The sequence below is a fragment of the Aeromonas sp. R7-5 genome, from assembly GCF_040908015.1.
GTDB lineage: Bacteria > Pseudomonadota > Gammaproteobacteria > Enterobacterales > Aeromonadaceae > Aeromonas > Aeromonas caviae.
In genome coordinates this window covers 40,855-67,308 of record NZ_JBFOCZ010000006.1, presented here as the reverse complement: position 1 = coordinate 67,308, position 26,454 = coordinate 40,855, and the positions used below count along the sequence as shown (strand labels likewise).

General features: G+C 65.3%; 26 protein-coding genes. 14 read left to right on the top strand and 12 right to left on the bottom strand.

What is annotated here, in order from left to right:
* The first annotated feature begins 4 nt into the window (after positions 1-4).
* The 5 genes from menB (at position 5) to AB5Y53_RS01185 (ending at position 7,184) form a co-directional block, all read left to right on the top strand.
* Positions 5-853: a 1,4-dihydroxy-2-naphthoyl-CoA synthase gene (menB, locus tag AB5Y53_RS01205; RefSeq protein ID WP_010672740.1), complete on the top strand. Its 849-nt coding sequence runs from the start codon at positions 5-7 to the stop codon at positions 851-853.
* Positions 853-1,782, top strand: a complete 930-nt coding sequence (gene menC / locus AB5Y53_RS01200; RefSeq protein ID WP_368180994.1) for an o-succinylbenzoate synthase — start codon at positions 853-855, stop codon at positions 1,780-1,782. Before menB ends, menC begins: the two co-directional genes overlap by 1 nt.
* Before the next feature lie 3 nt (positions 1,783-1,785).
* Positions 1,786-3,186 (top strand): o-succinylbenzoate--CoA ligase, encoded by a 1,401-nt coding sequence (gene menE, locus AB5Y53_RS01195; RefSeq protein ID WP_368180993.1) that lies wholly within the window; start codon positions 1,786-1,788, stop codon positions 3,184-3,186.
* 176 nt (positions 3,187-3,362) lie between these two features.
* Complete coding sequence (locus tag AB5Y53_RS01190; protein WP_368180992.1) at positions 3,363-6,110, top strand: collagenase; 2,748 nt, start codon at positions 3,363-3,365, stop codon at positions 6,108-6,110.
* A gap of 156 nt (positions 6,111-6,266) precedes the next feature.
* Entirely contained in the window at positions 6,267-7,184 is a 918-nt protein-coding gene (locus AB5Y53_RS01185) for a vancomycin high temperature exclusion protein (RefSeq protein ID WP_368180991.1), read from the top strand.
* Positions 7,185-7,248: 64 nt separating this feature from the next.
* Here the strand turns inward: AB5Y53_RS01185 and AB5Y53_RS01180 are convergent, their stop codons facing one another.
* Together AB5Y53_RS01180 and AB5Y53_RS01175 are read right to left on the bottom strand one after the other, a co-directional pair.
* Positions 7,249-7,863: a superoxide dismutase gene (locus AB5Y53_RS01180; protein WP_368181062.1), complete on the bottom strand. Its 615-nt coding sequence runs from the start codon at positions 7,861-7,863 to the stop codon at positions 7,249-7,251.
* 23 nt (positions 7,864-7,886) lie between these two features.
* Positions 7,887-8,312, bottom strand: coding sequence for a hypothetical protein (locus AB5Y53_RS01175; RefSeq protein WP_214005110.1), 426 nt, complete (start codon positions 8,310-8,312; stop codon positions 7,887-7,889).
* Positions 8,313-8,617: 305 nt separating this feature from the next.
* Here AB5Y53_RS01175 and AB5Y53_RS01170 point away from each other — a divergent pair, with 305 nt between their 5' ends.
* A complete protein-coding gene (locus tag AB5Y53_RS01170; protein WP_216987716.1) occupies positions 8,618-9,529 on the top strand; it encodes a triacylglycerol lipase in 912 nt (303 codons plus the stop codon).
* Positions 9,526-10,266 (top strand): lipase secretion chaperone, encoded by a 741-nt coding sequence (locus AB5Y53_RS01165; RefSeq protein ID WP_368180990.1) that lies wholly within the window; start codon positions 9,526-9,528, stop codon positions 10,264-10,266. Before AB5Y53_RS01170 ends, AB5Y53_RS01165 begins: the two co-directional genes overlap by 4 nt.
* A 54-nt stretch (positions 10,267-10,320) precedes the next feature.
* Here AB5Y53_RS01165 and AB5Y53_RS01160 read toward each other — a convergent pair whose 3' ends face one another.
* From AB5Y53_RS01160 to sgrR, 3 genes are read right to left on the bottom strand one after another with little or no spacing between them, the layout of a single operon-like run.
* Positions 10,321-11,034: a hypothetical protein gene (locus tag AB5Y53_RS01160; protein ID WP_010672732.1), complete on the bottom strand. Its 714-nt coding sequence runs from the start codon at positions 11,032-11,034 to the stop codon at positions 10,321-10,323.
* A 30-nt stretch (positions 11,035-11,064) separates the two neighbouring features.
* Positions 11,065-11,460, bottom strand: a complete 396-nt coding sequence (locus AB5Y53_RS01155; protein WP_010672731.1) for a thioesterase family protein — start codon at positions 11,458-11,460, stop codon at positions 11,065-11,067.
* 35 nt (positions 11,461-11,495) lie between these two features.
* Positions 11,496-13,250 (bottom strand): HTH-type transcriptional regulator SgrR, encoded by a 1,755-nt coding sequence (gene sgrR / locus AB5Y53_RS01150; protein WP_368180989.1) that lies wholly within the window; start codon positions 13,248-13,250, stop codon positions 11,496-11,498.
* A 100-nt stretch (positions 13,251-13,350) separates the two neighbouring features.
* On the opposite strand from sgrR, the gene AB5Y53_RS01145 reads away from it, so the two are divergent.
* From AB5Y53_RS01145 to AB5Y53_RS01135, 3 genes are all read left to right on the top strand, one after another.
* Positions 13,351-13,527: a hypothetical protein gene (locus AB5Y53_RS01145; RefSeq protein ID WP_080769963.1), complete on the top strand. Its 177-nt coding sequence runs from the start codon at positions 13,351-13,353 to the stop codon at positions 13,525-13,527.
* A 139-nt stretch (positions 13,528-13,666) separates the two neighbouring features.
* Positions 13,667-14,935: an O-acetylhomoserine aminocarboxypropyltransferase/cysteine synthase family protein gene (locus AB5Y53_RS01140; RefSeq protein ID WP_010672728.1), complete on the top strand. Its 1,269-nt coding sequence runs from the start codon at positions 13,667-13,669 to the stop codon at positions 14,933-14,935.
* 108 nt (positions 14,936-15,043) lie between these two features.
* The gene (locus tag AB5Y53_RS01135; protein WP_368180988.1) at positions 15,044-15,673 is read left to right on the top strand and encodes a glutathione S-transferase family protein; all 630 of its coding nucleotides are present in this window, start codon (positions 15,044-15,046) and stop codon (positions 15,671-15,673) included.
* A gap of 125 nt (positions 15,674-15,798) precedes the next feature.
* On the opposite strand, the gene AB5Y53_RS01130 is transcribed toward AB5Y53_RS01135, so the two are convergent.
* Positions 15,799-16,974 carry an iron-containing alcohol dehydrogenase gene (locus tag AB5Y53_RS01130; protein WP_368180987.1) on the bottom strand — a complete coding sequence of 392 codons (1,176 nt, stop codon included), beginning with the start codon at positions 16,972-16,974 and terminating at the stop codon, positions 15,799-15,801.
* 185 nt (positions 16,975-17,159) lie between these two features.
* On the opposite strand from AB5Y53_RS01130, the gene AB5Y53_RS01125 reads away from it, so the two are divergent.
* A complete protein-coding gene (locus AB5Y53_RS01125) occupies positions 17,160-17,744 on the top strand; it encodes a hypothetical protein (protein WP_041212267.1) in 585 nt (194 codons plus the stop codon).
* Between the two features lie 81 nt (positions 17,745-17,825).
* Here AB5Y53_RS01125 and AB5Y53_RS01120 read toward each other — a convergent pair whose 3' ends face one another.
* The 4 genes from AB5Y53_RS01120 to AB5Y53_RS01105 all read right to left on the bottom strand — a co-directional run bounded on the left by AB5Y53_RS01120 (position 17,826) and on the right by AB5Y53_RS01105 (position 19,973).
* A complete protein-coding gene (locus AB5Y53_RS01120) occupies positions 17,826-18,251 on the bottom strand; it encodes a hypothetical protein (protein WP_368180986.1) in 426 nt (141 codons plus the stop codon).
* Positions 18,252-18,477: 226 nt separating this feature from the next.
* On the bottom strand, positions 18,478-19,224 hold the full coding sequence (locus AB5Y53_RS01115; RefSeq protein ID WP_368180985.1) for an SDR family oxidoreductase: 747 nt from the start codon (positions 19,222-19,224) through the stop codon (positions 18,478-18,480).
* A 42-nt stretch (positions 19,225-19,266) separates the two neighbouring features.
* Positions 19,267-19,503: a DUF3624 domain-containing protein gene (locus AB5Y53_RS01110; RefSeq protein WP_368180984.1), complete on the bottom strand. Its 237-nt coding sequence runs from the start codon at positions 19,501-19,503 to the stop codon at positions 19,267-19,269.
* Positions 19,500-19,973, bottom strand: coding sequence for a GNAT family N-acetyltransferase (locus AB5Y53_RS01105; protein WP_124244417.1), 474 nt, complete (start codon positions 19,971-19,973; stop codon positions 19,500-19,502). The genes AB5Y53_RS01110 and AB5Y53_RS01105 overlap by 4 nt, the downstream gene beginning before the upstream one ends.
* A 187-nt stretch (positions 19,974-20,160) precedes the next feature.
* On the opposite strand from AB5Y53_RS01105, the gene AB5Y53_RS01100 reads away from it, so the two are divergent.
* Both AB5Y53_RS01100 and AB5Y53_RS01095 read left to right on the top strand, forming a co-directional pair.
* On the top strand, positions 20,161-21,603 hold the full coding sequence (locus tag AB5Y53_RS01100) for a RimK family protein (RefSeq protein ID WP_368180983.1): 1,443 nt from the start codon (positions 20,161-20,163) through the stop codon (positions 21,601-21,603).
* A 24-nt stretch (positions 21,604-21,627) separates the two neighbouring features.
* Positions 21,628-22,158 carry an MgtC/SapB family protein gene (locus tag AB5Y53_RS01095; RefSeq protein WP_368180982.1) on the top strand — a complete coding sequence of 177 codons (531 nt, stop codon included), beginning with the start codon at positions 21,628-21,630 and terminating at the stop codon, positions 22,156-22,158.
* A gap of 52 nt (positions 22,159-22,210) precedes the next feature.
* Here the strand turns inward: AB5Y53_RS01095 and AB5Y53_RS01090 are convergent, their stop codons facing one another.
* Positions 22,211-23,827, bottom strand: a complete 1,617-nt coding sequence (locus AB5Y53_RS01090) for an alpha-amylase family protein (protein ID WP_323932386.1) — start codon at positions 23,825-23,827, stop codon at positions 22,211-22,213.
* A gap of 117 nt (positions 23,828-23,944) precedes the next feature.
* Complete coding sequence (locus tag AB5Y53_RS01085) at positions 23,945-24,223, bottom strand: DUF2442 domain-containing protein (protein WP_368180981.1); 279 nt, start codon at positions 24,221-24,223, stop codon at positions 23,945-23,947.
* A gap of 257 nt (positions 24,224-24,480) precedes the next feature.
* Here AB5Y53_RS01085 and AB5Y53_RS01080 point away from each other — a divergent pair, with 257 nt between their 5' ends.
* On the top strand, positions 24,481-26,445 hold the full coding sequence (locus tag AB5Y53_RS01080; RefSeq protein ID WP_368180980.1) for an LTA synthase family protein: 1,965 nt from the start codon (positions 24,481-24,483) through the stop codon (positions 26,443-26,445).
* The last annotated feature ends 9 nt before the right edge of the window (positions 26,446-26,454 follow it).

Here is a 26,454-nt window from a genome sequence, read left to right as displayed (position 1 = left end):
AGCAATGACGGAAGCCGAGCTCTATGCCCCTGTCGAGTGGCACGACTGCTCCGCCGGTTACGAGGACATCCTCTATCACAAGTCCCCAGAGGGCATTGCCAAGATCACCATCAACCGTCCCCAGGTGCGCAACGCCTTCCGCCCCCGTACCGTGAAAGAGATGCTGCAAGCCCTGGCCGATGCCCGCTACGACGACAAGGTCGGCTCCATCATCCTCACCGGCTTCGGCGAGAAGGCCTTCTGCGCCGGCGGCGACCAGAAGATCCGCGGCGACTACGGTGGCTACAAGGACGATGAAGGCACCCATCACCTCAACGTGCTCGACTTCCAACGTGACATCCGTACCTGCCCCAAACCCGTGGTGGCCATGGTGGCTGGCTACGCCGTCGGTGGCGGCCACGTGCTGCACATGATGTGCGACCTGACCATCGCCGCCGACAACGCCCAGTTCGGCCAGACCGGCCCCAAGGTGGGCTCCTTCGACGGCGGCTGGGGCGCCTCCTACATGGCCCGCATCGTCGGTCAGAAGAAGGCTCGGGAGATCTGGTTCCTCTGCCGCCTCTACGACGCCAAACAGGCCCTCGACATGGGGCTGGTCAACACCGTCGTGCCCCTGGCCGAGCTGGAGCGTGAAACCGTGCGCTGGTGCCGCGAGATGCTGCAACACAGCCCCATGGCCCTGCGCTGCCTGAAGGCGGCCCTCAACGCCGACTGCGACGGCCAGGCCGGTTTGCAGGAGCTGGCAGGCAATGCCACCATGCTGTTCTACATGACCGAAGAGGGTCAGGAAGGGCGCAACGCATTCAACGAGAAACGCCGTCCCGACTTCTCCAAATACAAGCGGAATCCCTGATGACACTCGCCCTCTACCGCTACCAACTGCCCTTTACCCAGCCCCTGGCCTTTCATCGTCAGTTGCAGGTAGCGCGCGAGGGCCTGCTGGTACGCATCGATGATGGCTGGGGGGAGATAGCCCCCCTGCCAGGATTTTCCAAAGAGACCCTGGCCGACGCCCAGGCCGAGGCCCTCGACTGTCTGGCGCAACTGGCGCGGGGACAGACCCCGACACCACAGCTGCCCTCGGTGCAGTTCGGGCTCGACTGCGCCCGTCGTAGCTGGCCCGAGCAGGGTGCCCCCCTGCCCGAGCCCTATCCGCTGATCCAGGGCTCCCCCCAGGAGCTGCTCAAGAACTGGAAACAGTGGCTGCACGAGACCCCCCTCAAGGCCAAGCTGAAGGTAGCCCGCTACCCCATGCGCGACGAGCTGGCGCTGATCCGGCTGCTGCTCGATCGGCGCCCCAACCTCAAGCTGGTCCTGGACGCCAACCAGGGCTGGACCCGCGAGGAGGCCTGGGCCTTCTGCGGCCACCTGGATCCGAATCGCATCGAATACCTCGAAGATCTGTGCGCCGACTTCGAGGACATCGCCTTCGTCGCCAGCCGCACCGGCATGCCGGTGGCGCTGGACGAACTGCTGGCCCAGGGCAAGCCCTGGGAGCCCATCCCGCAACTGCGTGCCCTGGTGCTCAAGCCGACCCTGCTCGGCGCTCTGGCCAACAGCGAGGCCCTGGTAGCCCGCGCTCGCGAACTAAAGCTCAAGGTGATCGTCTCCTCCTGTTTCGAGTCCGGTCTCGGCCTCGGTCAGCTCGCCCGCCTCGCGGGGGAGTGGGCGCCGGATCAGGCCCCTGGCCTCGATACCCGCCGCTGGCTGGCCAGGGATCTGCTGGACAAGCAGGGGCAACCCGATCCGGGCAGGATGGACCCCCTGTTTCACCGTGACTGATCCATGGTGACCCGTCAGATCCCACGGCAGGAAACCTGCCCGGTACGACGCTGGGCGACACTGGCCCCTCATCGCATTGCCATCCACAGCGGGGAGCCTCTTAGCTACCAGCGCCTCGACCTGCGCCTCAACAGCCTGTGCAATCAGCTCGCCCGGGCCGGGCTGGAACGGGGAGATCATCTCGCCGCCGTGGTGCGCGGCGCCCTGGAGGATGTGTTGCTGGCCTGGGCCTGCGTGCGCAGCGGCATCGTCTTCTGCCCCCTCAATCCCGCCTTTCCGGCAACCAGACACCGCGAACTGGCGAGCCAGCTCGAGGCCCGGGCATTCTGGTCGGCAGGCGAGATCCCGGCGGGCGACTGGCAAGCCCTCAGCCTCGACTTCACGGGCGAGCTGGCCGCAGATGGGGAGTCCCCGCTGGTACCCGACCAGCCGAACAACATGATCCTCACCTCGGGATCCAGCGGTACCCCCAAGGCGGTGGTCCACCGCCTCGCCAACCACCTCGCCTCGGCCCGGGGTTCCGCCACCCTGATCCCCCTGGACGAAGCCTGCGGCTGGCTGCTCTCCCTGCCACTATTTCACGTCGGCGGTTACGCCATCCTGTTCCGGGTCTTCCTGGTGGGAGCCGCCCTGGTGCTGGACGATCGCACCCGGCCCCTCAAGGCGCGGCTCGAGGATCAGCCCATCACCCACCTCTCGCTGGTGCCGACCCAGCTCTGGCGCCTGCTGGCACAGGGCTTCGACCCATCCCGCACCCGGGTGCGAGAGCTGCTGCTCGGGGGCACCGCCATCCCGGCGCCCCTGGTCAACCGGCTGACCGCTCTGGGGCTGGAGCCCAAGGTGAGCTATGGCCTCTCCGAGATGGGCAGCCAGGTCTGTACCGGGCAACCCTGCGCCGCCGGCGTGGTGGGTCGCCCGCTGCCGGGGCGGGAGGTCTGCATCCGCCAGGGGGAGATCTGCGTGCGCGGTGAGACCCTGTTTGCCGGCTATTTCAGGGAGGGCGAGCTGGTGCGCCCCCTCGATGAAGAGGGCTGGTTCCACACCCGGGACAAGGGCCGCCTCACTCCGGGGGGCGATCTGGTGGTGGAGGGGCGGCTCGACAACCTCTTCATCTCGGGAGGGGAGAACATCCAGCCCGAGACCATAGAGCAGCGGCTGGTGGATCACCCCGCCGTGGCCCAGGCCCTGGTGGTGCCGGTGCCAAGCGACGAGTGGGGGCATAGGCCCGCCGCCTTCATCGACTGGCACGGCGAACCGGCCCCCCCTGCCGAGCTGGCCGCCTGGATCAGGCTGTCGTTACCCGGCTTCATGGTGCCGGACCAGTGGCATCCCTGGCCGGATCTCGGCGGCAATCTGAAACCCTCCCGCACCCTGCTCGCCCGCAGTTTGCGACAAGAGGAGTGACGCCTCCCCCATATGGGGCGGAGTCCTTGCTATCAACACAGCCCCCTTTGGGGCTGTTTTTATGTTGTTTGCTCCCGAATGCATCATTTCACTGCGCCATCTGGCCAATTGATATTCCTTTGGAGCCCAATAGCCTCTCTGGTCCCCACGCCTCTCCATCCACCAAAGGGATCATGATGAAGCACCTCTCTACCCGGCTGCTGCTCCTGGCAGCCTCCTGCCTGCTCGACACCTCGGCGCTGGCTGACTACTCCCCCTCCGACTGGCAACAGTATCAACTCAAAGGCGAATCCAGCCGTCAGCTGGGGGATCGTCTCACCGAAGTGACCTTTGAACTGAGCGCCCGCAGTGGCGACGCCCCTTATCAGCAGTTGAGGGTGTATCGCCGCTTCGACTGGCGCGATGCCAACCTGGCCGCGCTGGCAGAGCAGCAGTGCGGCGAGCCGCAACTCAAGATCGAGCAGGGCTGGCAGATCCGCTACCTCAGCTGTGAAGAGGTGGTACCGGCCGGCAAGGCCGTCCCGGCCAGCAGCTATGACTATGGCTACGGCATGAAGCAGGGCCGCTGGGAGCCGCTGGCGGGCACCCCGACCGCGCCCCGTCAGGATCGTCTGCCGCTGGCGGAGCGGGTCATCCTGGGTCACAGCGAGCAGGAGCTGGATCGCTGTGAGCTCAACGCCGAAGGTCGCTGCGCCGAGCAGGCATGGCAGTACCAGCCGCAAAACTGGCAGCAATTGAAGGTGCTGGAAGAGACCCCCAACGAACGGGATGGTCGCCTCGAGCAGATCTTCTTCCGCCTGCAGCCCATCGCGGGCAGCCAGGCCGCCCGTCAGGTGAGCGAGCTGCACGTCTGGCGCCAGTACAGCTGGCAACTGGACGAGATCAAGGCCCAGCAGGAGTGCGATGAACCCCAGACCCGTCAGGAAGGGGACAAGACCATCAGCTACCGGGTGTGCCGTCAAACCCTGCCCGCCGGCAGCGAAGTGCAGGTGGTCTTGAAGGACACCGGCTATCAATACCCGGTGGGGGGCAGCGAATGGCAGACCCTGCCGGAAACAACCGAGTGGCAGGAGAGCCGGGTGCTCAACCGCCCCATCGTGCTGGCCAGCAAGGAGGAGCAGCTCGACTGTCGCCGTACCGACGGCCGCGCCTGTTCCGAGCCGGATCTGCCGGGCACCGAGCTGCTGGACGCCGAAGCGGCCAAGATAGTAAAGGATGCCAGTGGCCAGCCTGCGCCGGTCTGGCAGGAGAACTATGGTCACGATGACACCAAGCTGCTGGCCGTGTCGCGCGGCATCCAGAGCCTGCTGGCGGCCAATCAGCCGGCCCATCCGGCCATGAAGCTGCTGCTGGAATACGTGCGAGCCCACAACTACCACAACTACGGCAAGCACAAGGAAGACGGCCCGGCTGCCGCCGAGGCGCTGGCCGAGGCATTGACCGCGCTGGGCGCCCATCCGCTGCTCTTCCCGGAGCAGGCCAGCGACGAGGTAGGTGCCGTCATGGGTGCCTGGAGCATCGCCCTGCACGGTCAGTTCAAGAGCCCGGCAGTGCAGAGCCGCTTTGGCACCCTGCTCGGCGAATTCAACCAGATGCTGGCCTACAGCACCCGCCATGCCAGCGAGATCAACGGCCAGCACGCCTGGGCGACCGGTCTGTTCGATCTGCTCAACTTCCTCGACTTCGCCAGCGACTACAGCGACCCCTTCGCCAACGACTTCCGCCAGCAGGATGGCGAGCTGCGCAAGCAGCTGCACGCCCTCGCCATGAGCGAGCTCGCGTTGTGGCAAGGAAGGGATGGCGCCGATCTGTTCCTGCTCAACAACGTGCTGGATGCCTACACCCGCCTCTACCGGGTCGCCCGCTACACCCGACAGGACGAGCTCGACGGCTATCGCACCCTGCTGGATGACTCCGTCATCGCACTGGTTCGCCACCACGACCTGATCCCCGGTGGCCAGCAGAGCCAGGACCTGCTGGAAGACATGTCGCTGACCCTCTCCACCTACTACCTGACCTACACGGACCGCACCAGCGAAGCCTGCATCAGCGGTGACTTCGCCGGGCTCTGCACCCCTGTCCTGGTGGAGGACGTGCTGCCCTTCGAGCACACCTGCTCGCCGACCCTGCGCCTGCGGGCCCAGGACCTGACCATGAGCCAGGCCGAGGGCATCTGTCGTGAGCTGGGTGCCAAAGAGCAGCAGTTCCACCAGCAGATGGAGACCGGCTGGCAGCCGGTGGCGGATGATCACAACGAGGCGCTGGAACTGGTGCTCTTCAACTCCTCTGCCGACTGGAAACGCTACGGCAGTGCTCTGTTCGGCGGCGTCTCCACCGACAACGGCGGCATCTACCTCGAAGGGGATCCGGCGCGCCCCGGCAACCAGGCCCGCTTCTTCGCCTACGAGGCGGAGTGGAAGCGCCCAGCGTTCCAGGTGTGGAACCTGCGCCACGAGTACGTGCACTACCTGGACGGCCGCTTCAACCAGTACGGCAGCTTCGGCCACTACCCGCTCAACCGCACCACCTGGTGGTCGGAAGGGCTGGCGGAATTCATCGCCCACGGCCAGTGCTTCACCCGTGGTCTGGACAACGTCGCCGGCCGCCCGGCCAGCGATCGTCCGGCCCTGGCCGACATCCTGCATCTGGATTACGACAAGGGCGGCGAGATGGTCTACTCCTGGTCCTACACCGTGCACCGCTTCCTGAACGAGACCGGTCGCAGCGCCAGCTGGCTGGCCATGGCCCGGGCCCTGCGAGGCCCGGATCGAGAGCAGGCCATGAGCGCCTTCGAAGCAGAGCTGGACCAGCTGATTGCCAATGACAGCGAGGCCTACCAGCAGTGGCTCGGCCGCGAGCTGCTGCCCTGGTGGGAAGCCAACAAGGACTCCGACGAGTGCAAGGCCAACGACTCTTCCCACTGAGAACGAGACGGCTATGACAAGGGGCGGCCATGGCCGCCCCTTGTTTATGGCGCCGTTTGATAAGCCCGGGATCCTGGCGCGCGCTGCGACAACCTCTGCCCGAGTGAGCCCCTGCGCCGCCATCAAACCTGACGCGCCACAACAACTTGTAATAGAATGGCCCCCTGTCTTCTCTTACTTCAGACCCGAACCGCACCGCGCATGAAGAAGTTTGCCAAGATCCTGCTCGCCTGCCTCTGCCTGTTGCTGGCCTCCATCGCCGCCCTGCTTGGCTACAGCGAGTGGACCGTCTCGGACGCCCGTCACTACACCTATGACGACGTCAACGCGGTGCCCTACAACCGGGTCGCCCTGGTGCTCGGCACCTCCAAATACCTGATTGGCGGCAGCCCGAACCACTACTTCAAATACCGGATAAAGGCCGCCGCCGAGCTCTACAACAACGGCAAGGTGGACTACATCCTGGTCTCCGGCGACAACGCCACCGTGCAGTACAACGAACCGCGCCAGATGCGGCGGGCCCTGATCCAGGCCGGCATTCCGGCCAGCGCCATCTACAGCGACTACGCAGGGTTTCGGACCCTGGATTCCATCGTGCGTGCCAAGGAGGTGTTCGGTCAGGCCCACTTCACCGTGGTCTCCCAGGCCTTTCACAACGAGCGCGCCATCTTCATCGCCCGCCATTTCGGCATCGAGGCGGTCGGCTTCAACGCCGTGGATCCCAGCGCCTATCAGGGCATCAAGACCCGGGTGCGCGAGGTGTTCGCCCGCCTGATGGGGCTGCTGGACCTCTACGTGCTGGACAAGGGGCCCAAGTTCCTCGGCGAGCCCATCGTCATCGGCGGCCCGGTCCCCTGCCAGGCGTTGAGCACCATAGGGGCGAGCCAGCCCTGCCTGCCCATTGCACCGCCCCCTCATCAGCCGAAAGCCAAGCAGGCAGCGGCCGTGAGCGCGGCAATCGCCACCAGTGCAGCGGCTGCAACCAGCAGTGCCTTGGCCACCAGCGCAGCCGTGCCGAACGAGGTTGCCGCTTCGGACAAACCAGCCATCACCAGCGCAGCGGCAGCACACTGACTCCTCAATAAAAGAGACCCGCCAACAGGCGGGTCTCTTTTATTGGGCTCGGTATTTCCGGCGATCAGGCCCTTGCCGCCACGTAACGCCGTGCCACCTCATCCCAGTCGATCACGTTGTAAAACGCGGCTATGTAGTCGGGACGCTTGTTCTGGTACTTGAGGTAGTAGGCGTGCTCCCACACATCCAGCCCGAGTATGGGGGTGAGCCCCTCCATCAGGGGGCTGTCCTGGTTCGCGCTGCTCACCACCTGCAACTTGCCGCGCCCATCGACCACCAGCCAGGCCCAGCCGCTGCCAAAACGGCTCAGCGCCGCCTGGGTAAAGGCCTGTCTGAAGGATTCCAGCCCACCCAGATCCCGCTCCATCGCTGCGGCCAGCTCGCCGCCCGGCTCACCACCCCCTGCTGGGCTCATCACCTGCCAGAACAGGCTGTGGTTGGCGTGACCGCCGCCGTGATTGCGCACCGCCCCCTGAACCTGGGCCGGCAGGCTGTCGATACGGGCAAGCAATGCCTCCAGCGGCAGGGCAGCCAGCTCCGGCAGATCGGCCAGGGCGGCATTGAGGTTGGTGACATAGGTCTGATGGTGACGGCTGTGATGGATCTCCATGGTCTTTGCATCGATATGGGGTTCCAGCGCGTCATAGGCGTAAGGAAGGGCTGGCAGGGTATGGCTCATGTTCATTGTCTCTCCTGTTGGGCTCAATGCAGTTGATGGGCAGAGCCGGTCTGACACAGACATTGACCCAGGCTGCGCTGGATGCCGTCGTGATGACCGTGTTTGCCCAGAAAGGCGAGCAGCTCGGTACGGGTGCTGCGGACGTGGCGAACAGCCGCCTCCCGCAGGGCAGCGGAACTGGTGGGGGACTGGCTGGTGGCCAGCAGGCAATCATGGATGTGACACAGCAGGTCGGCGGCCCGATCCGGCAGGGTCATGGCCACCAGCAGATCCGCCAGGTTGTGATGGGCCACCACCAGGGCCGCCACCGCTTCGTCGGCATCGTGCCAGTCGGCAAACTGCTGGCGGGCAAGCCACAGCGCCTGCTGATAGCAGTCGAGCGCCCTGGCGTACTCCCCCGCATCGAAATGGCGGTTGCCACTCAGGGTCTGCGCCTTCCAGTGCGCCATGCTGCTGTCCGCTCCGGTGGTACCGATCCACCCTTTCACCCAGGTTCCCGTCATGACTCGACCACTCAAATGATAATAGTTATTATTTAACTTATTTGATGGGCAGACACAAGGAATAGTTGGTGCAGCCTTTTTTGCCCATATGGGTAGGGTTTTTCTGCAATCCCCGGTTTAGTGATCCCACCCACAGATACATTTGAGTTCAGCCACCATGCTGCCGGTACTGGCATGAGGCCGGTGGCTGCCCGGTGACGACCCCCGGTGACGACCAGAGTGCAGCCGGTTTTTTCACAAGGACGGTGAAGATGAAAAGATGGCTATTGATGCTGTTGTGCGCCCTGCCCATGCTGGGTCAGGGGGCCGGTTATGCCCAGACCCGCTACCCCATAGTGCTGGTGCACGGTCTGTTCGGTTTCGACAAGCTGCTCGGAGTCGATTACTTCTACGGCATCCCCCAGGCCCTGACCCGGGATGGCGCCAAGGTTTACGTGGCCCAGGTCTCCGCCACCCAGAGCTCGGAGCTGCGCGGTGAACAGCTGCTCAAGCAGGTGCAGCAGGTGCTCGCCATCACGGGGGCGGAGAAGGTGAACCTCATCGGCCACTCTCACGGTGGCCCCACCATTCGCTACGTCGCTTCGGTCGCCCCCGAGCTGGTCGCCTCCGCCACCAGCGTGGGCGGGGTCAACCATGGCTCTGAGATTGCCGACCTGGTGCGGGCCAAGGTGACGCCGGGCTCGGCGGCCGAAGGTCTGGCGGTGGCCGCCGCCTCGGCCCTGTCCGGGGTCATCTCGCTGCTCTCCGGGGGCAGCCAGCTGCCGCAGGATCCCCTCGCCGCCCTCGACGCCCTCACCAGCACCGGCGCCCAGCGCTTCAACCAGCGCTATCCGGAAGGGCTGCCTAGCCAGCATTGCGGTGAAGGGCCCATGCAGGCCGCCAACGGGGTCTACTACTTCTCCTGGAGCGGACGCGGCACCATGACCAACATCCTGGATCCGGTGGATCCGGCACTGGCGCTGACCGGCAGCTTCTTCAAGGAGCCCAGTGACGGCCTGGTCGGGGTGTGCAGCAGCCACCTCGGCAAGGTGATCGGCACCCACTACCGCATGAACCATCTGGACGAGGTGAACCAGTCGTTCGGCATTCGCCACCTGTTCGAGACCGACCCGGTCAACCTCTATCGCCAGCACGCCAACCGCCTGCAGAGGCTGGGACTATGAACAGGGCATGGCTGATGGCTGCTCCGCTGGCGGCGGCCCTGCTGCTGGGGGGCTGGCAGTATTGGCCCTCCGCTGACGCAACCGCCCCTTCGCCGCAACATGCCGGGCCCGCTTCCCCTCTGGTCAGGCAGGCCGCACCGCCGTCGGATAAGTCCTCGCTGCAGGCCCGCCATGAAGCCTTTCTCGCGGCTGAGGGCAGCCTGACTGTGCCGGCGGATCCGGGCCTCGCCAGCTTGCAGAAGCTGTTCGACGAGCGCGAGCAGTTGCGCAGGCAGCGCTTCACCCCGGCCGAGCAGGAGCAGCTGTTTGCCGAGGACAGGCTGATGGAGCAGTGGACCCTGCGCCGCAAGGCGCTGGCGGAGGCCAGCGATGCCGACAAGCCGCTGCTGGCGAGCGAGCTGGAACTCTGGCTGGCGGAGCAGCCCCAGTGGTTTCGGGAGGCGGAGGCCAACAGCCGCCTGCTCGGCGATCTGCAGGATCTGGAACAACTCCCCGCAGCCGGGCGTGACGCCGCACTGCGCGAACAGTTGGGACCGGAGGCGGCAGACCGATTGCACCAGCTGGCAGAGAGCCAGCAGGGGTTCGCGCAGCAGCTGGCCGGCTATCTGGCCGAGATCAGGCCCCTGCCTGCCGAGGCCCGTGCCAGCCAGCAGCCGGAGATCCTGGCACGCTGGTTCGAGCCCGGTCAGTGGCGACGGGTGGAGGCCCTCACCCGGCTCACCCTGGGCGAGCAGTAACCGGCATGAAAAAGGGGCCCGCAAGTGGGCCCCCATTCTTTGACGCTGCCGCCCTTACTGCGGCTTGTTGGCACCCGGCAGCGGCTGCCAGGTGAGGCGAGTCACCCGGTTGCCCTGCACCTCGCAGGTGAGGCAGAGATCCTGCCACCCCTTCTCCTGGCGCAGGGAGACCTCTCCCTTGATGCCCTCTGCACTCCTCTTGAGTTTGGCCGGCTCGAAGGTCACCTTGTCACCTCCGGCGAGCGCCATCAGCTTGCCATTGCAGAGCCACTGGGCGAGCTCCGCCCCCTTGAGCTTGACGCCCCCCTTGTCAGCCTTCTCCTCGGCGGTGCTCGGTGCAAACAACCCGCCCAGCTCGGCCGCCCGTCTGGTCAGCCAGGCTTCCCGCTGCTGCATGCTCATCTTGCTGACAAACTCCGCAGGCTGCCCCTTGTCGTCCAGCCATTGGGTCAGCTTGCCACTGTCATCGAAGGCGAACTGGGCGGCGGGCTCCTTCACCCCGAACAGCTTGCCGCCCTTGAAGTAGTAACGGCTCTCCCCTTCCTGTTTGCCCTGCTCGTTCAGGATGGGCACGGCGATGATGACAGGCGTGCCGTCGACCCAGGCCTTGATGTCAACGCCATCGTGGCTGAACAAGCGGGTATCGAGGGCGCTGTCGGCCCCCTTCTCCATCAGGGTGAACTGCTCGGCCAGGGAGGCGGCAAATGAAGGCAGGGAGCAGAGTCCCAGTCCCAAGCCGAGGCTCAGGGCGATCGCGGTTGTGCGCATAAGTGTCCTGTGGTGGGCCCGAAGGCCGGATTAACTCTCTACCAGCCAGACCCTCAGTCCCTCCCGGTGAGCCTCGCTCAAAGGGATGGACTGCCGGGTCCGGTAGTCAAAATGGATCAGGGTCGTCTCGGCGGTCACCGCCAGCTCGCCGCCCTGCCAGGCTTCCTGCCAGAGCGTGAAGGAGCTGGTACCGATACGCCGCACGCCGGTCTTGATCGACACCATCTGGCCATAGAACAGCTCCCGTTTGAATTGCACCGTGTAGCCCGCGATGATCAGATGCCAGTCATGCACATCCAGCTCGGGCGAGAAGAGGCGAAACAGGGGATCACGGGCCGATTCAAACCAGACCGCCGGCACCGTGTTGTTGATGTGGCCGAGGGCGTCCGTCTCTTGAAAACGGGGTTGGATCTGCATTTCCAGCATGGATGTCGACTCCTTGTCGTAGGACCGCGCACAGGCTAGCGCGCCAACCCGTCCGACTCAAGCGTCCCTGCCTGGGGGTGAGAGCCACCGCCGGTTTCCGGCTCCTGCGCCACCTGCTCGGGCTTTAACCAGGCGCTGCGAAAATCGAACCAGCCAAGGGCCGTCATGCGCACACCGTGCACGCCGACCCGGCTCTCCAGCTCCAGCCAGTGGTGAAACAGCGGCACGAACCAGCTCTGGCGCTGCACCTCGGCCAGCAGGGCGCGGGGGCCGGGCTCTTCACCATGGGCGCGCCACTGCGTCAATCCCTGCCACAGGGCCTGCTGGCCGCCCCACACCCGGCGCAGCAAGGGGGTGCCCTGAAGCCAGGCGTAAGGGGCGAAGGCGTGCTCATGCTCCAGGTTGAGGGTGCCGAACCAGAGATCCACATCTTCATCCTCCCCGCTCACCCAGCGCCCGTAGTCCAGGGTACGCACCTCGAGCTGGATCCCCTGCTCTGCCAGCAGGCTGCTCATGGCGCTGGCACACTCGTTGAACTCCAGATGCTGGTTGAAGCAGGCCAGTACCAGCCGCGCTGGCAGGCTGACCGGGCCGGGCTCGGGAAGAGGCAGGCTCTCGCGCCAGTGGGGCAGGAGGCCCAGTGCGCTGGTCCAGCCCCGCTGCAGCTCGGGGGCCACCCGGGCCATCAGGGCGATGGGGTTGAGCAGCCGGGTCAGCCACTGGCGCAGGGCCGGGTCCTGCAGGGGGGCCGATCTGTCGTCCTGCAGCAGGAAGTAGCAGCCGGATTCCAGTTCTGACTCCCCGCGCATGGAGCCAAGCTCCGGGGTGTCGCTGCCCAGCCTGACGTGGCTCTCCAGCCGTTCCGCCAGCTCCGGCAGCATCCAGATGTCGATCTCGTCGAGCAGGGCCCGCAGCCCGAAGTAGTCGTCGAATGCTTCGAGGCACAGGTGCAGGGGATCGTTGGCACTCACCCGATAGGGGCCGGTGCCCACCGGCTCCAGGGCGAAATTCGCCTCCCCCTTGAGCTCCCGCGGCAGGATGGCCGCCACCGGCTCGGCCAGCAGGTGCGGCAGCAGAGGGTCCGGGCTGTCGAGATGGATGTCCAGGGTACGCGGCCAGCGGCTCTCCAGCCGTGCCAGATGAGCGAACAGCGGGCGATCCCGCAAGGCCTGCAGGCTCTCCATCACATCCTCCACCACCAGTTCGCGGCCATGGTGAAAGCGCACCACGGGGCGCAGATAGAAGCGCCAGTGACAGGGGGCCAGACACTCCCAGTGATGGGCGAGATCCCCCTCGATTTCCCCATTTTCCTCGTTTCGCCGGGTCAGACCGTTGAAGATCTGGCGGCTCAGGTGAATTTCGGAGCGGCGCAAGGGCGCGGTGGGCAACAGACCGGGCAGGGGCCGGTAGTAGGGCACCCGCAGGATCTGGCGCCCCTCCCGGGTGGCCTGGCCGAGCTGCTCGATAAGCAGCGGGGTGAGCAGATCCAGGCGATCTTCGGCCAGCCGCACCGCCTGCGCCAGCTGGCCCTGACTCAGCAGATCCCGCAATCGGCGCCGGGTCAGGCTCTCCTGGTTGTCGAGCAGGGTGAGGCGGGAGCGCCGCCCCCGCCCTGCCTCTGCCGTCCAGCAAAGCCAGCCCTGCCCTTCCATGCGGCGCAGCAGCAGGCGTGCATTGCGCGTGGTGCAGCAGAGCAGGTCCGCCACCTCGGCGAGGCTGATTTCCCGCTCGTCGCAGCCAAGCTGCTGGGCGAGCCGTTGAAATTGCTGATAAAGGCGGCTAGTAGGCATAAAAGAGGAAATCCATTGGCTGAAAGTCATCAGTTTTTACTTCCGCATTTTAGCTCAATACTGCTGGCGAACGTGAGAACCACTGCACAGGAGCACCATCATGAGCCACGCCAACCCCCTCAAACCGAACCGGATCCAGCAAACCCTCCGTCGCTACTTCCTGAGGATCCTGCCCCGCCCTCTGACGCTGGTCGAAGATCCCATGGCGCAGCTCAACCGCCTGATGCAGTGGGATATGCACCAGATAGACGACAGGGAGTATCGCCGCCGTCTCTGAGGTCGCCGTCACAAACGCCATCCGGTCACCGCCATCCCCCGGCATTGCTTTGCCGGAATGGGTGGTTTACATCGGCGCTGGGCCTGATAGATTGGACGTCTATCCATCCATAATGGTGACATCCAACAAGGAGTGTGTGATGAAAGATGCGACCCTGGCCCTGCACCACGGCTTTGCCAACGACCCCACCACCAAGGCCGTTGCCGTGCCCATCTACCAGACGGTGGCCTACGAGTTCGAGAGCGCCCAGCACGGGGCGGATCTGTTCAATCTGGCGGTGCCAGGCAACATCTACACCCGCATCATGAACCCCACCAACGATGTGCTGGAACAACGGATGGCCGCCCTTGAAGGGGGGATCGCCGCCCTGGTGGTCTCGGCAGGTTCCGCCGCCATCACCTACGCCATCCAGGCGCTGACCGCCGCCGGTGACAACATCGTCTCCACCCCCCAGCTCTATGGCGGCACCTACACCCTGTTCGCCCACATGCTGCCAAGTTTCGGGGTCGAGGTGCGCTTCGCCAAGGATGACAGCGCCGAGGCCATCGCCGCCCTCATCGATGACAAGACCAAGGCGGTCTATTGCGAGAGCATCGGCAACCCGGCGGGCAACATCGTCGACATCGCCGCCCTGGCCAAGGCCGCCCACGCCCGCGGCGTGCCGCTCATCGTCGACAACACGGTCGCCACCCCGGTGCTGTGCAAACCCATCGAACACGGCGCCGACATCGTGGTGCACAGCCTGACCAAATATGTCGGCGGCCACGGCAACTCCCTGGGGGGCGTCATCGTCGACTCGGGCAAGTTCCCCTGGGCGGATCACGCCGAGCGCTTCCCTCAGCTGACCCAACCCGAACCTTCATATCACGGGGTGGTATACACCGAGGCCTTTGGCCCGGCCGCCTTCATCGGGCGGGTGCGCACCGTGCCGCTGCGCAATACCGGCGCGGCGCTGGCGCCGATGAACGCCTTCCTGCTGCTGCAAGGGCTGGAAACCCTGAGCCTGCGTATGGAGCGCCACGTGGACAACGCTCTGCGGGTGGCCCACCACCTCAAGCACCACCCCAAGGTGGCCTGGGTCAGCTACGCCGGTCTGCCGGGTCACCCCCACTACCCGCTGGCGGAGAAGTACATGGCCGGTCGCCCCTCGGCCATCCTCTCCTTCGGTCTGAAGGAGGGCTACGAGGCGGGCGTGCGCTTCTACGATGCCCTCAAGATCTTCAAGCGGCTGGTCAACATCGGCGACGCCAAGTCCCTGGCCTGCCACCCCGCCTCCACCACCCATCGCCAGTTGAGCGAAGAGGAGCAGGCCAAGGCGGGAGTGAAACCTGAGATGATCCGGCTGTCGGTGGGGATCGAAGCCATCGAGGACATACTGGCGGATCTGGATCAGGCGCTGGAGGCCTGAGTCAATCGACGAAGGAGCGGGCACCACGCCCGCTCTTTTTCATCCATCAGTGAACCTGCTGCCGGGGCGCTGCGTATCACCGCCTTCCGTCACTGCGTCGAGGTTTCCATGATAGTCCTGCACCACCTGAACAAATCCCGCTCCCAGCGCATCATCTGGCTGCTTGAAGAGCTGGGCCTGCCCTACCAGATCAAGCCCTACCAGCGCAATGCCGCCACCTTTCTGGCGCCGCCCGAGCTCAAGGCCGTCCACCCTCTCGGCAAGTCGCCGGTCATCGAGTTTGACGGGCGGGTGCTGGCGGAATCCGGTGCCATCACAGAGTACCTGATCGCCCGCCACGCCCCGGACCGGCTCGCACCGGCCGCCGACAGCCCGGAGTATCCCGAATACCTGCAGTGGCTCCACTTCGCCGAGAGCTCCGGCATTCTGCCGCTGCTGCTCGACATGTTCGTGCGCAAGGACGGCAGCCCGATGCGCTTCCTGCCGGACTACGCCAAAGCCGAGTGCGCCAAGGTGCTGGGCTATCTCGATGAGGTGCTGGCAAACCGCCGCTATCTGGTGGCCGATCGCCTCACCGGCGCCGACATCCTGAACTCCTTCCTGGTGGATCTGCTGGCCCAGAGCGGCCAGCTGGCCCAGTTCCCGCACCTTGAGGCCTACTGGCAACGACTCAACACCTATCCGGCTCGCCAGAAGGCGGCGGCGCTGGAGCGCGAGCTGGACCGCAGCGCCGGATAAACGGCTGTGCGCCCGGCGACACCCTGCAAAACGCCCCGATGATCGGGGCGTTCTCTTTTCCGTTGGTCAGCCGGTGATCAGAGGGCGAGGGAAAGGATCCGCGCCACTATGGTTGCCAGGATGACTTACAGCGCGTGGGACAGGATCCTGGCTACCTTGTCGGGATCAATGTCCTGCTGCTCCCCGAGGGCGGTCAGCCCGAAACGCTTGAGGTTGGAGCAGATGCCAGGGATGCAGCTCTCGCTCAGCCCGTAGTCGGCAAGCCGGGTGCCCACCCCCATCTGCTGGAAGAACTGCTCGGTGCGGATGATGGCCTCTTCGATGCGCAGCGCCTTGTCCTCCCGGCTGGAGTGCCACACCCGGGCGGCGAACTGGGCCAGCTTCTCCTGCTTCTGGGCCGCTTGCTCCCGTAGCAGGGAGGGCAGCACCACCGCCAGACTCTGGGCATGATCCAGCCCATGCAGGGCGGTGAGCTGGTGACCGATGGCGTGGGTGGACCAGTCCTGGGGCACACCGCGACCGATGAGGCCGTTGAGGGCCAGGCTGGCAGCCCACATCAGGTTGGCACGCACCTGGTAGTTGGTGGGCTCCGCCAGCGCCCGCGGGCCGTTGTCCACCAGCACCTGCAACAGCCCTTCCGCCAGCCGGTCCTGTACCTCTCCCCCCACCGGGAAGGTGAGGTACTGCTCGAGGATGTGGACGAAAGCATCCACCACCCCGTTGCCCACCTGGCGCGGCGGAAGGCTGTAGGTGGTGGCGGGATCCAGCACCGCAAACACCGGTTGCACCAGCGGATTGTAGAAGGAGAGCTTGGCCTCCCCCCGGCTCACCACGGCGGCGGGGTTGCTCTCCGAACCGGTGGCCGGCAGGGTCAGCACACAACCGAGCGGCAGCGCCCCCTTGATGGGGGCCTTGTCCCGCAGGATCTCCCAGGGATCGTCCCCCTCGAAGCAGGCAGCGGCGGCCACGAACTTGGTGCCATCCACCACGGAACCGCCACCCACCGCCAGCAGGAAGTCGATGCGCTCGCGCTTGACCAGAGCCACCGCCTCCATCAGCTGATCGTACTGGGGGTTGGCGCCGATGCCGGGAAACTCCAGCCACTCCCGGCCCGCCAGCGCCTGGGTCAACTGCTCATAGACCCCGTTCTGCTTGATGCTGCCACCCCCGTAGAGCACCAGCAGACGGCTGCCGGCCGGGATCAGCTCGGGCAGCCTGGCGATCTGGCCTTCACCAAAGCAGATGCGGGTGGGATTGGCATATTGGAAGTTGTACACGGCAGAGCCCTCGGTTGATTGCATGCCGGGGAATTGTGCGCCTGCCGTGCCATCAGGTCAAAAACGGGAGCCTGTCGTCAAAAATACGATGCCAGCCTGCCGATGCCGGGCGCTCCTGCCCGGCTTTGCTATGGTCATAGCGGGAAGACGCGCTCGTCGCCCCCTCAAGCCCCTCCCGGGGTCCCTTTTCCACTCACAGGGTCTCTATCATGAAACTGAAGCACGCCTGGATTGCGGGTGCCCTCACCCTCTGTGCCCCTCCCCTGCTCTATGCCGCCGAGGTCACCACCCATGTGGCCGTGGCCCCCGGACAAGCCAGTCTGGCCGAAGAACTGACGGCCAGGGCAACCGTCACCGCCATCGACCTGGCCACCCGCAAGGTCAGCCTGAAAAATGCCGAAGGGCAGACCCTGGATCTGATCGCCGGGGAGGAGGTGACCAACCTTCCCCAGCTCAAGGTGGGAGATGTCGTGGCCTTGAGATATCTGCAACTGCTGGACCTGACCCTGCTCAAGGGTACCGCCGGGGTGAGAAAACGGGTGGTGGAAGTGGAAGGGGGCAAGGCGGCCGCCGGGGAGAAACCCGCAGCCGGCGCCGGCATGCAGGTAACCATCTATGCCGATGTCATCGACGTGGACAAGGCGCACCAGACCATCCGGGTCAAGGGGGTTGACCATACCCTGACCCTCAAGGTGCAGGATCCGGCCCAGTTCGCCCTCATCGCCAAGGGGGACCAGATCAAGGCCGTACAGACCACCGCCATCGCCATCGGCATCGCCCCCCAGAGTCCCTGAGCCCTGACCACGGCCTGCCAGCCCCGTGGCAAGGGGGCAACCCCTTGCCTTTAACGCCCAAGGATTGCCGTTTGAATCACATCATGCCTGGGAGGCGGATTTGCCGGTGAGGCGATCCATGGCCTCCTTGAGCATGGCATCGCGCTGCGCGGCCAGGTCCTTGCTCTGCGTTTCGCGCTCCTCGGCAGAGAGCGTCTTGTCATCCGCTATCCCCTTGAGCTGACGCTCGAGATCGTCAAATTTTTTGCGATCAAAGCCCAGGGCCTTGTCCACCATCTGCTGCACCCGCGCATCCTTGACGCCACCGGTCAGGACTGTGTTCTTGCCGTTCCTGGCCAGATGCTCGTAGGTCAACGCCTGCTGCGCCTTGCCGGTCAGCAACTGGCTGGAGAGGCTGACCTGCTGAGACCAGCCGCTCTGCTTGTCATCGCTGTCGCTGAGGGTCGCCAGGGCACGGTTCTGGGACGCGCTCTGGGCGAGTTGATGACCATAGGGTTTGATATCCATGAAGGCTCCACGCTCACTGCCGGCCTCGCCGGCTCCGGGGATGGGTTCCCCGCCATGGGCCGGAGACAGCAAAATGCAGGCCAACTTGAGTACCCCCCTCTTCCGATGGTTCAGCACGGGTCACAGCACGCCTCCTTCTGCTGCACTCCATGACGAGTGCGACCAGAACCATCAAAAAAGGCGCCCGAAGGCGCCTCTTGTGGACAGAAGTCGGCTCGTCATGACATCAGCGACGGCTGATGTGGAGCGGACCGAAGGTCTGGGCCACCGGCATGATCTCGATGCTGTTGATGTTGACGTGGGCGGGCTGCTCGCTGATCCAGAGTACGGTATTGGCGATGTCTTCCGGCAGGATGGCCTGCACCCCCTGATAGACGGTGGCCGCCTTGGCGTCGTCGCCGTAGAAGCGCACGTTGGAGAACTCGGTGCCGCCACACAGGCCGGGCTCCACGTTGGTGACACGCACCGCCGTGCCCGCCAGATCGGCACGCAGGTTGAGGCTGAACTGCTTCACGAACGCCTTGGTCGCGCCGTAGACGTTGCCGCCCGGATAGGGGTAGGTCCCTGCGATGGAGCCGATGTTGATGACGTGGCCGCGGTTGCGCGCCACCATGCCCGGCAACAGCAACCGGGTGATCAGAGTCAGGCCGCTGATGTTGGTGGCGATCATCTGCTCCCAGTCTTCCAGATCCGCCTTGTGGGCAGGCTCCAGCCCCAGTGCTAGGCCGGCGTTGTTGACCAGCAGGTCCACCTGTTGCCATTCGGTCGGCAGCCCCTCGATGGCGGCGCGGGTGGCAGCCTTGTCCTGGACGTCGAACACCAGGGGCAGGAACTGCTCGCCCAGCTCCTCGGCCAGGGCGGCCAGCCGTTCGGCGCGACGCCCGGTGCCGATCACCCGGTGGCCTGCGCTCACCAGCAGGCGGCTGATGGCCTCGCCAAAGCCGGACGAGGCGCCCGTTACCATTGCAATCATGTGAACCTCCATTGTTATTTGTCTTCTTGAAAAATCAGCACGTTATATGTCGCGTTTGCCCAGCTTTCGCCATGCGAACACCGCCAGATGCAGCAGGAAGAGACCCGAGCCCCCCAGCGCAAACAGCAGGCCGGTCAGGGCGTTGACCGAGGTATCGGCGCCGCACCACCACCAGATCAGCCAGCCGACGACCCCGATGAGAAAGGTCTGGGCGGCGCAGACCGCGCAGCGCCCGAGCTTGGCCCTGATGGCCGTGGCCAGGCAATCCTCGCAACTCATGATGGCTCCTGCCGCTCATCCCCCAGCGCCAGCACCAGGCGGTGGGCATGCTGGCCGGGCCCGTAATAATCGGGCAGCCGTACCCCGGGGCGAAACCCCAGCCCCTGATAGAGGGTCCTGGCTTCTGGGTTGGCGTCGGCGACCTCGAGGCGAATCGCCCCCCAGCCGGCCTCGCGCCCTTCCCGGATCACCTGCTCCAGCAGGCGGCGTGCCCACCCCTGACGGCGGACGGTCCAGCGGATGGCAAGGGTCTGGATGATGAGACGATCCCAGCCTTTGTGCTCCAGCACGCTCAAATAGCCCATCACCTGCGCCTTCTCGTCTTGCAGCAGCAGGGTGCGCCCCTTGGCCTGATTGAGCAGATAGTGCCAGCGGCTGCGGCCGAAGGCGACCTCGGGGGGAAAACAGTAGCGTTCCAGCTTCACGATGGCGCCCAAATCATCGGCTCGGGCGGCGCGCACGGTCAACACGGGGAGTCCTTGTTCGGTTATTTATCCTCAGCACCAGAAATGCGACTTGTATCACAAGTTACCAAGGCAGAATATTAGGCACTGTAACCTCTTGTTTCCCCTCGCGCCATTGTCGTGCTTGTCGGTGCATCGAAGCCCACTGGGGATCCTGCCGTTTCTGGCAGTCCTTTCTGTGGAGCCTGAAAATATGAGTACCTATGTCATCGTCGAGGAGCCGGGCGACTGGCCCTGCCATGCCGACTATCTGCTGACCGCCCGCACCTACCTGCAACACGGTCTGCCCACCACAGGGGGGCGTCCGCGCATCATCAACCTCTGCCGCAGCCTGGAACACCTGGGGGCCGGTTATTACTGCTCCCTGCTGGCCCAGGCCCGCGGCCACCACTGCCTGCCGGGATTGCAGGCCATCAGCAGGCTGCAACCCCAGCAGCCTCCCGCCAAGCTGTGGCGCAAATTGCAGGGCTGGCTGGCCCAGCAGAGCGAGGACAGGATCCGGGTGCGCGCCATCTTCGGCCAGTGCGAACAGAGCGAGCTGGCGGGGCTCGCCCGCTATTACTACGGCCTGAGCCAGTTGCCGCTGCAGGAGCTGACCCTCAAGCGCGGTCGCCACGGCTGGTCGGTGCGTCAGCAGGAGAGCCTGTCACCGCTGGCGCTGAGCCCGAGCGAGCAGGCGCTGATGGTGCAGCACGCCCAGGCGCTGGTGGGCACGGGGGACGAGGAGCAGACGGCGCCACGCTACCAGCTCGCCATCCTGGTCGACCCCAACGACGGCCGCGCCAGCAGCGATGCCCTGGCGCTGGAGCGTTTCATCAAAGCGGCCGCTGCCCAGGGGATCCAGGCCGAGATCCTGCCTCCCTCGGCCATCGAGCGGTTGCCGGAGTTCGACACCCTCTGGCTGCGCGCCGAGACCGCGGTCGGCCACTACACCTTCGAGTTTGCCCGCCGTGCCGAGCAGCTCAAGATGCCGGTCATCGACAGCTCCCGTGCCATCCTCGCCTGCAGCAACAAGCTCTATCTCTACGAGCTGATGGTGCGCAGCGGCGTGCCCATGCCCCCCACCACCGTCGTGACCCGCCGCGGCCGCCAGCATGTGGACGAACTGGTGCAGCGCCTCGGTCTGCCGCTGATGGTGAAGATCCCCGACGGCGCCCAGGGGCGCGACCTCGCCATGGCCAGCGATGACATCCAGCTCGCCCGCCTGCTGGACGAGGGGCTGGCCCGCTCCGCCCTGCTGCTGGTCCAGAGCCGGATCCCTGCCGAGTTCGACTGGCGCATCGGCTTTCTCGACGGCTCGCCGCTGTTCGCCTGCCGCCGCTACCGACCCGAACCCGGCAACCGCATCCGTCGCCGCAAACACCCCCTCGACATGAGCCGCATCGAGGCGCTGCCCCTCAGTGAAGTGCCGGAGCGGGTGCTGCAAACCGCCCGCCGCGCCGTGCACCAGCTCGGCAACGGCCTGTTCGGGGTGGATCTGCGCCAGCAGGGTCAGGGCTGCGTGTTGCTGGAAATCATCGACAACCCCTGGATACGTGGCGATATTGAAGACAGGGAGGCAAAGGACCTCTACGAGCGCCTCGCCCGGGCCTTCCGCCAGCGGCTGGAGAACCGGGGGCAGAGCGCGACAGGATAACAAGCATCGCGAGCAGAGGTGGATATGATGACAATGCAGTGGTGGGACATCGCGCCCCTTGGCTGGGAGAACATCCTGGTCTGTCTGGTGTGTGGCACCCTGGTGGGGCTGGAGCGGCAGCTTCGCGGCAAGCCGGTGGGGATCCGCACCTCTTCCCTCATCGTGCTCGGCACTTACTGTTTTCTCGCCATCGGCGCCGCCGTCAGTCCTCAGGGCGCCGATCAGGCGCGGGTGCTGGGTCAGCTCATCACCGGGGTCGGCTTTCTCGGGGCCGGGGTCATGATGACCCGGGATGGTCAGGTGCTGGGGGTGACCTCCGCCGCCGCCATCTGGATGCTGGCCGCCCTCGGCGCCCTCATCGGCATGGACATGCTGCATCAGGCGCTGCTGATCACCGTCGTCACCCTCTCCATCCTGGTGGGAGTGGACTATCTGGAAGCCAGCTTCAAGAGCCTGCGCCGCGGGGTGCACAATCGGCTGGAACACTGGCGCCACGGGGCCGAGCCCTCGGTCTCTTCCCGCCGGGACGATCTGGGCAGCGGCATCGAGAAGTAAGCCGCCACCATGAAAAAGGGCTCCATGCTGGAGCCCTTTTTTGTTGCCTCCCTCAGCGCACCAGCAGGAAGCGGCCGGTGAGGGGTGGCAAGTCCACAGTCACGCTGCTGCCACCGATGGCCAGGTTCTCGCCGCTCTGCAGATCCACCAGGGCGCTGCCGCTGCGCAGCTTGCCGACCGGCACCGCGTAGCTCTGAGGCGTGGTGGAGACGTTGAGCAGGTAGACTACTTGCTCGCCCGCCGTCTGCTTGATGTCGCCATAGACGCTCCCCTCGGCCACCAGCTTGACCCGCTCCCCCTGATAGAGGGCGGGGTGGGCGGCGCGCAGGGCCAGCAGATCGCTCAGCCACTGCTTGAGCTCGGCCTGCTCGCTGCTCGGCACGAAGCCGGTGACACCGGGAACCTTGCCATCGCTGCGAGCCACGTGATCATCGCAGAGCCCCTGGGCCGCACAGTCGCCCCCCACCTGACTGGCAAAGCCAGGCACCTCGTCGCCAAACTCCTCGCCATAGTAGAAGGTAATGGGACCTGAGCGGGCGGCCATGAAGCTGAAGGCCGCCTTGTGGCGCTGCCAGTAGTCCGCCCCATTGAAGTTGCCCCGCTCCAGCAGATCGCCGAAGCGCACCAGATCGTGGTTGCCCAGCATCAGGTTGGGCATGGCGTGATTCGGGTAGTTCTCCACCTTGTTCCAGCTGGCGTCGAGCACGCTGGCCCCCTGTCCGCCCTTGCCGGACTCTTCCACCGCCAGCGCCTGTACCAGGCCGTAGCGCAGGGGGAAGTCGAACGCCGAAGAGAGCGCCGGGTTGTCGCTCGGGCCATAGGCCTGGGCGCGGATCTCGTCGGCGCCCTTCCACACTTCCCCCACCATGTAGCCGAGGGTGCCCCACTGCTGGCCGGCGGCCTTGCGCGCCGCGCTGGCCTGGGCCACCTCGCTGCGAATGGCGCGCCAGTCATCCAGCCCCAACTGATAAGCCTGATCGAGGCGCCAGCCGTCGATGCCGTACTGCTCGACCCAGTAACGGGCCACCTCCTTGAAGTAGGCCAGACTCTCGGGCTGGCCGTAATCCACCAGCTGACCCGGGTAGCCTGCGCCGCCGCTCTTGAGGGCAGGCAGCCGCCCCTCTGGTGAAGGCTTGCTCACTCCCACCTTGTTGACGTGGCCGAACACCCCGTCGAGGAAGACATAGAGCCCGCGCTGGTGCGCCCCGTCCACCAGTTTTTTAAGCTGGGCGTTGCTGCCGAAGTTGGGATCCACGTTGAAGAAGTCGCAGGCGAAGTAGCCGGTGGCATCCAGCCGGTCGTCCCCGGCCTGGCCGGCGCAGGAGTCAAACACCGGCGTGAGCCAGATGGCGTTGACGTTGAGGCTCTTGATGTGGTCGAGGCTGTCGATGATCCCCTGCAGATCGCCGTTGTGCCGGGAGGGGCCGTAACCGACGCCGTAGTTGGCACTGCCGTCGCCGTCGACGAAGGACTCCACCATCACCTGGTAGGTGCGCAGGTTGCAGGCTGGCTGATCATTGCCGTAGCAGGCGCGGCTGGCCGACGCGGGGGGCGGATTGACCACCGGGGGCTGGGGGTCACTGCTGCCACCGCCTCCCCCGCTGCCGCAAGCCGTCAGTAACAGGGCGGCCCCGATGAGGCCGCCACGACGCAACGTTCCTTGTTTCATTGTTATGTTCCCGCTGTGGTGGATGGGCGCCCAAAGCGCCGCACTGGGGTCATGATAACGACCTGACCGACGCGGGTCTGTGACTGAAAACGTTACCTGACTCAACGAGTTAGCATGTCAGAAGCGATGCATGTTGCGATCGGGGAAGGCGGCGCGCTCGTCGATGGGCAGGATCAGGTGGTAGACCTCGTGGGCCGCCAGGATGAAGCCCGAGGGCCACGCCAGTTGATGGCGATCATCGATGAAGACACGGGCGAAGCGACGCTCGGTCTCCATGGCCGCAAACAGCGGCTGGCCGCGCCAGGGGGTGAGATCCAGCACGCCTGTGGTGCCGTCGGAGAGCACCACGAACAGAGACCAGCCCTGCATATATTCCACATCGATGAAGACCGGCATCCCTTCGGCTCCGATTGAGAAATCCGGCGCCATTATAGGCACGACCATTGTCTCGATGTGCCAGCAGGATCACAGTTTCCCCAGCGTTTTATGCTCTCTTCGAACCCTGCATCCCGTCACAAAAAATCATAAAACGTGCCAGCTTCTCCATTTATACCTCACCCCCATGCAACCTTTGCCAGGCGCCACTGTCATACTCCTGCACCATAACAACAATGCGCCCGGGGACTGGGCGCAAACAGGTTTGCAGGAACAATATGACCACCATCAGACAATGGCTGGGACCGGTTTGGCCCATCGCCGTCTTTTCATTGATCGCGCTCATCTCCCTGACCGTCAGCCGCCTTGGCCTGGGGCTCTGGCAACTGGAACGGGTGGATGCCGTCTCTGGCTGGCAGGAGATGCTGCTGCAAGGCATTCGCGTCGACGTCGCCACCCTCTGCTGGGTCTGGGGCGTACCCGCCGTCTTGACCCAGTTGCTGGCCGGGCCCCACGCGCCGGGGCGGCTCTGGATGCAGCTTATCCGGATCTGGCTCACCCTGGGGCTCTGGCTGATGCTCTTTCTCGAGATCTCCACTCCCGCCTTCGTCACCGAATACGGGGTGCGCCCCAACCGCCTCTATGTGGAGTACCTCATCTATCCGAAGGAGGTGCTCTCCATGCTGTGGGCTGGCCGCAAGGGCGAGCTGCTGCTGGCCGTGATCTTCAGCGGCGCCGTGCTGGGCGGTGGCTGGTGGCTGAGCGGCCGCCTGGTGCGTGACCTAAGCTTTCCCCGCTGGTACTGGCGCCCCGCCTTCGCCCTGCTGATCCTCGCCGTCGGCTTCCTCGGCGCCCGCTCCAGTCTCGGCCATCGCGCCCTGAATCCGGCCATGGTGGCCTTTGCCGACGATCCCCTGGTCAACGCTCTCACCGTCAACTCCGCCTACTCCCTCTTCTTTGCCATCAAGCAGATGGGGGCCGAGGAGGACGCCAGCCAGTTTTACGGCAAGATGGCTGACCATCAGGTACTCGACATAGTCCGCGAGGAGAGCGGTCGTCCTCTCGGCGATTTCACCTCTGCCGATCTGCCGAGCCAGACCTTCAACACGGCCAGCTACCAGGGCAAGCCCAAAAACCTGGTGATCCTGCTGCAGGAGAGCCTGGGGGCCCAGTTCGTCGGCTCCCTCGGCGGCCTGCCGCTCACCCCGAACATCGATGCCTTGTCGAAAGAGGGTTGGGCGTTCGAGCAGCTCTACGCCACCGGTACCCGGTCGGTACGCGGCATCGAGGCGGTGCTCACCGGCTTCACGCCGACCCCGGCCCAGGCCGTGGTCAAGCTCGGCAAGAGCCAGACCAACTTCTTCACCATCGCCGACCTGCTCAAGCAGCGAGGCTATGACACCAGCTTCATCTATGGCGGCGAGAGCCACTTCGACAACATGCGCAGCTTCTTCCTCGGCAACGGCTTCACCACCATCGTCGAGCAGAAGGACTTCAAGAACCCGGTGTTCGAGGGATCCTGGGGCGCCTCGGATGAAGATCTGATGGCCAAGGCCAACGAGACCTTCGCGGCGCTGCACAAGGAGGGCAAACCCTTCTTCAGCCTGGTGTTCAGCTCCAGCAACCACGATCCCTTCGAGTTCCCCGACAACCGCATCGCCCTGTACGAGCAGCCCAAGCAGACCCGCAACAACGCCGCCAAGTACGCGGACTACGCCGTCGGCGAGTTCTTCAAGAAGGCCAGGGCATCGGACTACTGGAAGGACACCCTGTTCCTGGTCATCGCCGATCACGACAGCCGGGTCGGGGGAGCCAGCCTGGTGCCCATCCCCCGCTTCCACATCCCGGGGGTCATCCTGGGGGACGGCATAGCACCGAGAAAGGACCCCCGCATCGTCAGCCAGATCGACATGGCCCCGACCCTGCTCTCCCTCATGGGCATCAGTGCCGACTACCCCATGCTGGGCAAGGATCTCACCCGCATGCCCGCCGACTGGCCGGGACGCGCCATTATGCAGTACGACAAGAACTTCGCCCTGATGCGTGGCAGGGATGTGGTGATCCTGCAGCCCGAGCGGGCGCCGGAAGGCTTCATCTACGAGGATGCGACCGAAACGCTCACCCCGGCGCAGCAGCCGGACACCATGAAGGATGCCGCCCTGGGGCTGGTCCTGTGGGGCAGCCTGGCCTATCAGCAGGGGCTCTACCGGACGGCGCAGGACAGCCGGCTGGCTCTCAACTGAGGGACCGCC

Coding starts and splice junctions, on each gene's coding strand:
- menB (WP_010672740.1), top strand. CDS start 5: ATGACGGAAGCCGAGCTCTATGCCCCTGTCGAGTGGCACGACTGCTCC.
- menC (WP_368180994.1), top strand. CDS start 853: ATGACACTCGCCCTCTACCGCTACCAACTGCCCTTTACCCAGCCCCTG.
- menE (WP_368180993.1), top strand. CDS start 1,786: ATGGTGACCCGTCAGATCCCACGGCAGGAAACCTGCCCGGTACGACGC.
- AB5Y53_RS01190 (WP_368180992.1), top strand. CDS start 3,363: ATGAAGCACCTCTCTACCCGGCTGCTGCTCCTGGCAGCCTCCTGCCTG.
- AB5Y53_RS01185 (WP_368180991.1), top strand. CDS start 6,267: ATGGCCCCCTGTCTTCTCTTACTTCAGACCCGAACCGCACCGCGCATG.
- AB5Y53_RS01180 (WP_368181062.1), bottom strand. CDS start 7,863: ATGAGCCATACCCTGCCAGCCCTTCCTTACGCCTATGACGCGCTGGAA.
- AB5Y53_RS01175 (WP_214005110.1), bottom strand. CDS start 8,312: ATGGCGCACTGGAAGGCGCAGACCCTGAGTGGCAACCGCCATTTCGAT.
- AB5Y53_RS01170 (WP_216987716.1), top strand. CDS start 8,618: ATGAAAAGATGGCTATTGATGCTGTTGTGCGCCCTGCCCATGCTGGGT.
- AB5Y53_RS01165 (WP_368180990.1), top strand. CDS start 9,526: ATGAACAGGGCATGGCTGATGGCTGCTCCGCTGGCGGCGGCCCTGCTG.
- AB5Y53_RS01160 (WP_010672732.1), bottom strand. CDS start 11,034: ATGCGCACAACCGCGATCGCCCTGAGCCTCGGCTTGGGACTGGGACTC.
- AB5Y53_RS01155 (WP_010672731.1), bottom strand. CDS start 11,460: ATGCTGGAAATGCAGATCCAACCCCGTTTTCAAGAGACGGACGCCCTC.
- sgrR (WP_368180989.1), bottom strand. CDS start 13,250: ATGCCTACTAGCCGCCTTTATCAGCAATTTCAACGGCTCGCCCAGCAG.
- AB5Y53_RS01145 (WP_080769963.1), top strand. CDS start 13,351: ATGAGCCACGCCAACCCCCTCAAACCGAACCGGATCCAGCAAACCCTC.
- AB5Y53_RS01140 (WP_010672728.1), top strand. CDS start 13,667: ATGAAAGATGCGACCCTGGCCCTGCACCACGGCTTTGCCAACGACCCC.
- AB5Y53_RS01135 (WP_368180988.1), top strand. CDS start 15,044: ATGATAGTCCTGCACCACCTGAACAAATCCCGCTCCCAGCGCATCATC.
- AB5Y53_RS01130 (WP_368180987.1), bottom strand. CDS start 16,974: ATGCAATCAACCGAGGGCTCTGCCGTGTACAACTTCCAATATGCCAAT.
- AB5Y53_RS01125 (WP_041212267.1), top strand. CDS start 17,160: ATGAAACTGAAGCACGCCTGGATTGCGGGTGCCCTCACCCTCTGTGCC.
- AB5Y53_RS01120 (WP_368180986.1), bottom strand. CDS start 18,251: ATGGATATCAAACCCTATGGTCATCAACTCGCCCAGAGCGCGTCCCAG.
- AB5Y53_RS01115 (WP_368180985.1), bottom strand. CDS start 19,224: ATGATTGCAATGGTAACGGGCGCCTCGTCCGGCTTTGGCGAGGCCATC.
- AB5Y53_RS01110 (WP_368180984.1), bottom strand. CDS start 19,503: ATGAGTTGCGAGGATTGCCTGGCCACGGCCATCAGGGCCAAGCTCGGG.
- AB5Y53_RS01100 (WP_368180983.1), top strand. CDS start 20,161: ATGAGTACCTATGTCATCGTCGAGGAGCCGGGCGACTGGCCCTGCCAT.
- AB5Y53_RS01095 (WP_368180982.1), top strand. CDS start 21,628: ATGATGACAATGCAGTGGTGGGACATCGCGCCCCTTGGCTGGGAGAAC.
- AB5Y53_RS01090 (WP_323932386.1), bottom strand. CDS start 23,827: ATGAAACAAGGAACGTTGCGTCGTGGCGGCCTCATCGGGGCCGCCCTG.
- AB5Y53_RS01085 (WP_368180981.1), bottom strand. CDS start 24,223: ATGCCGGTCTTCATCGATGTGGAATATATGCAGGGCTGGTCTCTGTTC.
- AB5Y53_RS01080 (WP_368180980.1), top strand. CDS start 24,481: ATGACCACCATCAGACAATGGCTGGGACCGGTTTGGCCCATCGCCGTC.